At 59.7% G+C, this 7,551-nt stretch carries 8 protein-coding genes; all 8 read left to right on the top strand.

Translation table 11 applies throughout. The annotated features are described in order from the left end of the window. A partial coding sequence (locus P792_RS38705; RefSeq protein WP_035439692.1) for a KH domain-containing protein occupies positions 1-370 on the top strand: 370 nt, incomplete at its 5' end. An 86-nt stretch (positions 371-456) separates the two neighbouring features. Further along, positions 457-1,185 carry a UMP kinase gene (gene pyrH / locus P792_RS27475; protein WP_031240659.1) on the top strand — a complete coding sequence of 243 codons (729 nt, stop codon included), beginning with the start codon at positions 457-459 and terminating at the stop codon, positions 1,183-1,185. Between the two features lie 135 nt (positions 1,186-1,320). After that, complete coding sequence (frr, locus tag P792_RS27470) at positions 1,321-1,887, top strand: ribosome recycling factor (RefSeq protein WP_023978531.1); 567 nt, start codon at positions 1,321-1,323, stop codon at positions 1,885-1,887. Between the two features lie 9 nt (positions 1,888-1,896). Continuing rightward, positions 1,897-2,664 (top strand): polyprenyl diphosphate synthase, encoded by a 768-nt coding sequence (gene uppS / locus P792_RS27465; RefSeq protein ID WP_035439813.1) that lies wholly within the window; start codon positions 1,897-1,899, stop codon positions 2,662-2,664. After that, entirely contained in the window at positions 2,661-3,527 is an 867-nt protein-coding gene (locus P792_RS27460) for a phosphatidate cytidylyltransferase (RefSeq protein WP_023978529.1), read from the top strand. Before uppS ends, P792_RS27460 begins: the two co-directional genes overlap by 4 nt. Before the next feature lie 19 nt (positions 3,528-3,546). Next, on the top strand, positions 3,547-4,749 hold the full coding sequence (dxr, locus tag P792_RS27455; RefSeq protein ID WP_023978528.1) for a 1-deoxy-D-xylulose-5-phosphate reductoisomerase: 1,203 nt from the start codon (positions 3,547-3,549) through the stop codon (positions 4,747-4,749). After that, positions 4,742-5,827: an RIP metalloprotease RseP gene (gene rseP, locus P792_RS27450; RefSeq protein ID WP_023978527.1), complete on the top strand. Its 1,086-nt coding sequence runs from the start codon at positions 4,742-4,744 to the stop codon at positions 5,825-5,827. Before dxr ends, rseP begins: the two co-directional genes overlap by 8 nt. Positions 5,828-6,021: 194 nt before the next feature. Next, a partial coding sequence (bamA, locus tag P792_RS38700) for an outer membrane protein assembly factor BamA (protein WP_023978526.1) occupies positions 6,022-7,551 on the top strand: 1,530 nt, incomplete at its 3' end.

Below are 7,551 nucleotides of genomic sequence, written 5' to 3'. Positions count from 1 at the left end.
CCTCTATCCGGAGGACGATCTGACCGATCTGCCTGATCGTTTGCTGGCAGCTGAGCTGGTGCGCGAGCAGATTTTCATGCAGACCCATGAGGAAATTCCCTACCAGGCCACGGTCGAGACAGAGAGCTTCAAGGAACGTCCCGATGGCTCGGTGCGCATTGATGCCACGATTTATGTCTCCCGGCCCGGGCACAAGGCCATTCTGATTGGTGAAGGGGGACGCAAGATTCGCAGCATCGGCGAGCGGGCCCGTCTGGATCTGGGCCGGTTGCTTGAACGGCCCTGCCATCTTTTCCTGAACGTGCGTGAGCGCGCGGGCTGGGATGAGGAAAAGGCCAGACTGCGTGCCATCGGGCTGGATGACGCCTGAGAAGTTCTTGTGAGGACAGGCCGCGCCCTATAAGAGAGGCGCGGGCCGTGTTGGGCCCTGATCAGGCCGCTGTGAAAGAGGATGCGATGACCGGAACTTCTGCAGGATACAAGCGCGTTCTTCTCAAGGTTTCGGGCGAAGCCCTCATGGGCAAGGGCTCATTCGGTATCGAGCCGCAGATGGTCGAGGCCATCGCGAACGATGTGGCTTCTGTCTCACGCAGCGGCATCCAGGTCTGTCTGGTGATCGGTGGCGGAAACATCTTCCGTGGTGTGGCCGCCGCAGCGAAGGGCATGGACCGCGCCCAGGGTGATTATGCCGGTATGCTGGCAACCGTCATCAACGCTCTGATGATGCAGAATGCTCTTGAGCGCGCAGGGATCGATACCCGCGTGATGTCCGCCATCCAGATGTCCTCCATTGCCGAGCCCTATATCCGTCGTCGTGCCGTGCGCCACATGGAAAAGGGACGCGTGGTCATCTTTGCTGCCGGTACGGGCAATCCGTTCTTCACGACTGACACAGCGGCAGCACTGCGCGCCAACGAGATGGAATGTGATGTTCTGCTCAAGGGTACGCAGGTCGATGGTGTCTATTCTGCTGACCCGCGTCGTGTGCCGGATGCCGAGCGTTATGATGAATTGTCATACATGGACGTGCTGTCGCGCGATCTGAATGTGATGGACGCAACTGCCATTTCGCTGGCGCGTGAAAACCGACTTCCAATCATTGTTTTCAATATTCATGCCCCCGGTGCGTTTGCGAGTGTCATGCGCGGTGAGGGGCGTTTCACCCGTATCATCGAAACGGCCTGAGCAGGGCCATCTGCCGGGTGTTCCGGGGGATCTCGCGAGGGCTCATGGCCTTCGGGATAACCCGGCAATGCCATACCGCCACTTAAGGGACACTTCCCCGGTCCGGACGCCTGAACCGTATTGAAGGAGAGACCAATGCCTGCCGAACTGAACGATCTGCTTGACGATCTGACGCGCCGTATGGATGGCGCCCTCGAAAGCCTGCGTCGCGATCTGTCTGGCCTGCGCTCGGGCCGCGCCAGCCCGAACCTGCTCGAGCCGGTTCGCGTCGAGGCTTATGGCAGTGAAGTGCCGCTGTCGCAGGTGGGCTCGATTGCCGTTCCCGAAGCACGCATGCTGACGGTCTCGGTCTGGGATCGCGGTCTCGTAGGTGCCGTTGAGCGCGCTATCCGTGATGCCGGTCTTGGCCTCAATCCGGCTGCGGATGGACAGACCGTACGCGTGCCGATTCCCCAGCTGACGGAAGAGCGTCGCACCGAGCTGGCCCGCGCTGCCGGGCGCTATGCCGAAAACGGCAAGATAGCCGTGCGCAACGTGCGCCGCGATGGCATGGACCAGATCAAGACGCACGAAAAGAAGAGCGAAATCAGCCAGGACGACATGAAGGTGTGGTCTGATGGCGTGCAGAATCTGACTGACCAGTACATCAAGAAAGTTGATGATATGCTGGCGGACAAGGAACGCGAGATCAAGCAGGTCTGATTGAAGGCTGTGTCCTCCTCACGCGCACATAATGCTCCGGCTGCAGGGCTGGACCCCGCGACGGTGCCTCGCCACGTGGCCGTCATCATGGATGGTAATGGGCGCTGGGCGCGAGCGCGGGGCAAACCGGTCATGGCCGGGCATCGCGCAGGCGCAGAGGCCGTCAGACGCTGTGTCAGGGCGGCCATCACCGCTGGCGTGCGTTATCTGACGCTTTATGCCTTCTCGTCGGAGAACTGGAATCGTACCAGCGAGGAGGTTTCGGACCTGACGTCGCTTCTGCGTTTCTATCTTCGGCACAAGGTTGCGGAACTACACGAGCAGAATGTCCGGCTCGATTTCATCGGTGACCTGACCCGGTTCGATGCCGGGTTGCGGGCCGAGATTGATCGTGCGCGCACGCTCACAGCGCGAAATACCCGTCTGACCATGATCCTTGCGCTGTCGTATGGCGCACGTCACGACATGCTGAGCGCGGCGAAAAAAATGGCCATCGCCGCCTCGCGTGGCGAAATTGACCTGGATGGCTTGGGCGAGGCTGCTTTCGGCGATTTTCTTCAGACCTCTCCTTTTCCCGATCCGGACTTGATCGTGCGAACCAGTGGCGAGAGGCGGCTGTCCAATTTTCTGCTTTGGGAGTCGGCCTATGCCGAACTCGCGTTTCTGGATGTGATGTGGCCGGATTTTAATGAAGATCATTTCGCTGGCCTCATGAGCGATTTCTCTCGACGCGAGCGCCGCTTCGGCAAACGCCTCGCACCGGATGGCGCCCTGTGAGTCAGCAAAGTGCCGCCCAGCGCTGGTCTGATCTGCGCCTGCGCCTCATTTCAGCAGCTATTATCGTTCCTGTGGCGGTATTCTGTATCCTCATGGGCGGGCTGGCCTATCGAGCCATGATCCTGCTCGTCAGCCTCGGGCTTGTTTATGAGGCTATGGCAATGGCGGGGCTGCGATGGGGGCGCGGTGCCTTGCACTGGCGCGGCTGGCTGCTCCTCGCCTGGCCGTTGGCGGCACTGCTCGCTGCCATGAGGGGCGAGTGGCGCGTTGCATTTGCTCTTGTATTCGCGGCGGGTATTTTCGGCGCTGCCCAGTGGGCCTGCGTTGCTGTGGCAGCGTTGGGGGGGCTCTCCCTCTTCTGGCTGAGAGAGCCTTCGCACGGCGCTGTACTTGTGCTTTTTGTTGTGGTGGTCGTTATCGCCAGTGATAGCGGCGCCTATCTCGCGGGACGTGTTTTCGGCGGGGCAAAGCTCGCGCCGCGCATTTCTCCTGGTAAGACCCGTTCTGGCGCGGTTGGTGGCCTGGTGGCGGCCGGTATAGCGGGCATGACAACAGCGTTTTTCTCTGGTCTCGGCTCACCTCTGGGTGGGCTCCTGTGGGGCATGGTGCTCGGCTGTGCCTCGCAATCCGGCGACCTTGCCGAAAGCGCGGCCAAACGTCGGGTCGGGATCAAGGACTCCGGCAAGCTTATTCCCGGTCACGGCGGTTTGCTTGACAGGTTTGACGGGCTTCTTGCTGCCGCGCCTCTTGCAGCGCTGCTTTCCCTGTGCGTGCCCACACATGTTTTCTGGGATGCCACGCCCCATGATGTGATCGTGGCTTTGACACATTACCTCGTTTCATCTTCTGCTTCATCGCATTGATCTGGAGTATCCTGGGATCATGACCGTCTCACCACGCAGCATCACCGTTCTCGGCAGTACTGGCAGTATCGGCTGCTCGACGATCGATCTCCTGCTGGCAGAACCGGCACGTTTCCAGATCCGGGCCCTTGTTGGTGGGCGCAATGTTGCCTTGCTGGCAGAGCAGGCAATCGCCCTGCATGCGGAAATTGCCGTCATCAACGACGAATCCCTGCTGGAGGAACTGCGCGACCGGTTGAAAGGGAGCGGCGTCCAAGCGGCGGGTGGACGCAAGGCGGTCATCGAAGCCGCTGCCATGGAGGCCGACTGGACGATGGCCGCCATTACCGGGGCCGCAGGGCTTGAGCCAACCCTCGCAGCGACACGGAATGGCCGCGCTATCGCGCTCGCCAACAAGGAGGCGCTCGTCAGCGCCGGTGACGTCATGCTGCGTGAGGTTGCGGCAGCAGGGGCGACCCTTCTTCCTGTTGATTCCGAACATAACGCCATCTTCCAGAGCCTGACAGGCAGCCCGATCGAGAGCGTCGAGAAGATCGTGCTGACCGCGTCCGGCGGGCCGTTCCGTTGTGCCTCGATTGAAACCATGCGTGCCGCCACACCGGAACATGCGCTCAAGCATCCGACGTGGAGCATGGGGGCCAAGATCACGATCGACTCTGCCTCGATGGCCAATAAGGGACTCGAAGTGATCGAGGCCGCCCGCATCTTCGGCCTGAGCAACGAACAGATCGACGTGCTGGTTCATCCCCAATCAGCTGTTCATGGCATGGTGCAGTTCCGCGACGGCAGCCTTATTGCGCAGCTCGGTGCGCCCGATATGCGCGTGCCCATCGCCAACACCCTAGCCTGGCCCGAACGTATGCAGACCAACGCGCCGCGTCTCGATCTGGCGGCGCTTGCCCGTCTGGATTTCGAAGCGCCAGACGAGGTGCGTTTCCCCGCACTGCGTCTGGCCCGTGAGGCCCTTTGTGCCGGGGCGGCCTCCCCCACCATTTTCTCTGCGGCCAACGAAATCGCCGTCGAGGCCTTCCTCGGCCGTCGTATCGGGTTCCTCGGGATCGGGGACACGATAGCCTATGCCATGGAAAAGCTTGGGGCTCCCAAGCTCGATACCCTTGATGAGGTGCTGCACTGGGATGCAGAAGCCCGTCGCGTAGCCGAGGCCTTCGTATCGCGCGAGCGCAGCAATTCCCTGAACGGTGCGGAGACGCTCCATGCATGAATTCGCGGTGACGATTCTTGCTTTCGCCCTCATCCTGGGGGTGCTCGTTTTCGTTCACGAGATGGGGCATTACCTTGCCGCGCGCTGGCGCGGTGTGAAGGTCGATACGTTCTCGATCGGCTTCGGGCCTGCGCTTTATCGCTGGCATGACCGCACGGGCACGGAATGGCGTATCTCGGCCGTTCCACTTGGTGGTTTCGTCAAGCCGCATGGGTTTGAAGACCCCGAGGATGCAACGCCTGAGCAAAAGGCGGCGTGGGTCCCAGGTCAGACGTTCCACGACAAACCAGTCGGCTCGCGCATGTTGGTGATCGTCATGGGCCCGGTATTCAACTTTGTTTTCGCGATCCTGCTTTTTACGGTGCTGTATATCTCGGTCGGCAAACCCGAGTTGAAGAACGAAGTCTCGCAGGTTGTGCCGCATAGCGCCGCGGAAAAGGCCGGATTGCAGAAGGGTGACGTGATTACCCGGCTGGGATCGCTGGATGTGTTCAATTTTGCCGATATCCAGGCGCATGCCGTGAAGATGCCGGGCGAGAGCACGACGCTCGGGATTCATCGCGGTGACCAGGACCTCAGCCTCCCCATCACCCTGGACCGCGTTCCGGGCAAGCTGGGTGCCCCGGACACGGGCAGCATCGGCATCATGGCACAGTTGGTGCCTGGCAAGCCGATGGGTTTTGCAAGCGCTGTTACGGCAGGGCTGCATGAAACCTGGCTGGTCTCGGTGCAGACATTACAGGGCGTCTGGCAGATCATTACGGGTCATCGCAATGCGCGAGAGCTTGGTGGGACGATCCGGATTGCCCAGCTCTCAGGGCAGGTGGCCCATTACGGCTTTGCCAGCATCCTGTCTTTCATGGCGCTTTTGTCCATCAATCTGGGCCTGATCAATCTCTTTCCCATCCCACTGCTCGACGGTGGGCGGCTCGTCTTTTACGCGGCTGAGGCTGTGCGGGGGAAACCTGTCTCACGCAAGGTACAGGAAATCAGCTATCAGGCCGGGTTCGCCATCATTGCTGCGCTGTTCCTGTTTTCTACCTTCAACGACCTATCGAATCTTGGTCTGTTTCGCTAGGAAAACGCTGGAAGTGCCTGTCACTGACACAGAGTGTTACGACACTTCATGTGGCAGGACGCTTGCTCAGGGGGGCTAAACCGGATACGTCCGGATGAAGTGGGCCAGCTGCGGAGTAGTCGCTTCGTTGCGGAAATTTAAATTGTCTGAAATAAACCTTCACGTCGGGTTGATGAAGTTAAGGAACGTCCGTCTTGTCAGGTAAACGCCTCGTTCTCCTTGCTTCGGTCTGCATACTCCCTGTTTGGGCAGGGAAGGCCGAGGCTCAGAAAACCCGCCGTCCTTCGCATCACCAGGCAGCCGCATCGCGGCAGGCCAATGGGCAGATGATCGAGGCGATCGACGTGAAGGGTAACACCCGCATCGAAACCAGCACCGTGCTGTCCTATATGGTGGTGCAGCCCGGTGACCGTTTCAACCAGGACGATCTCGATCGTTCGCTCAAGACGCTGTATGCGACCGGCCTGTTCAAGGACGTGACGCTGCGTCGCACGGGCGGCACGCTGACCGTGGACCTGATTGAGAACCCTATTGTCAATCGCATCGCCTTCGAGGGCAATCATGCGGTTAAGGACGAGGATCTGCGCAAGGAAATCGCCATGCGACCGCGCGCCGTGTTCTCCTCGCAGGCGGCTGCGGCTGATCGTCAGAAGCTGCTCGATCTCTATGCCTCGAAGGCCCGTTTCGGCGCGACCGTTACGCCGCAGATCATCAAGCTGTCGCATAACCGTGTCGATGTGATCTTCAAGATCAACGAAGCGCGCCAGACCCTGATCAACAAGGTCGTGTTCGTCGGCAACAAGGCGTTCAGTGAAGCCCGTCTGGCCTCTGTGATCTCGTCCAAGGAGACAGAGTGGTATCGCTTCTTCTCCTCATCGGACGAGTATAACCCTGAGCGTGTGAAGTACGATGCCGAATTGCTGCGTCGCTTCTATCTGCATAATGGTTATGTGGATTTCCACATGATCAATGCGACGGGTGAACTCTCACCTGACCGCAAGAACTTCATCATCACCTTCACGGTGGATGAGGGGCCGCGTTACCGCATTGGCAAGATGGATGTGCGTTCCAGCCTTCGTCACGTCGAAGGAAAGGATCTCAAGCAGTACATCGATCTGTTCCCGCATCAGTGGTACGATGGCACTGCCATCCAGAACAACGTGACGGGTATGCAGGAGCGTCTGCAGGCGACAGGCCATCCGTTTGCGATGGTTCGTTCCGAAATTGCCCGCAATCCTGAAAAGCGCATTGTCGATCTGCTGTTCGATGTGAACGAAGGACCGCATGTCTATGTCGAGCGCATCGACATCAACGGCAACACGGTGACCAAGGACAAGGTCATCCGTCGTGCGCTGCCTATGGCAGAGGGCGACCCGTACACCCCGTTCGATCGCAAGTACTCAAAGGCTGCGCTTCAGGATCTCGGCTATTTCAGCACGGTTTCCGTCGATCAGACCCAGGGTTCGGCACCGGACAAGGTGAACGTTGCGGCGAACGTGGTTGAGAAGCCGACCGGCGAATTTTCGCTTGGTGGTGGTTACTCGACCGACGTTGGTATTCTCGGTAACGGCTCGGTCAAGCAGCATAACCTGCTTGGCACGGGCATGGATGCCGGCATCTCCGGAACGGTTGCGTATTATCAGAAACAGGTCGATCTCTCGCTGACCGATCCCTACTTCCTGAACCGCAATATCGTTGCTGGTATCGATATCTTCGGTATCGAG

It is taken from the genome of Asaia sp. SF2.1 (assembly GCF_000505765.1).
Taxonomy (GTDB): Bacteria; Pseudomonadota; Alphaproteobacteria; order Acetobacterales; family Acetobacteraceae; genus Asaia; species Asaia bogorensis.
This window is presented reverse-complemented; position numbering and strand designations above follow the sequence as displayed.

Excerpts from the sequence above, each read along its gene's own strand:
- pyrH (WP_031240659.1), top strand. The coding sequence starts at position 457 with ATGACCGGAACTTCTGCAGGATACAAGCGCGTTCTTCTCAAGGTTTCG.
- frr (WP_023978531.1), top strand. The coding sequence starts at position 1,321 with ATGCCTGCCGAACTGAACGATCTGCTTGACGATCTGACGCGCCGTATG.
- dxr (WP_023978528.1), top strand. The coding sequence starts at position 3,547 with ATGACCGTCTCACCACGCAGCATCACCGTTCTCGGCAGTACTGGCAGT.
- rseP (WP_023978527.1), top strand. The coding sequence starts at position 4,742 with ATGCATGAATTCGCGGTGACGATTCTTGCTTTCGCCCTCATCCTGGGG.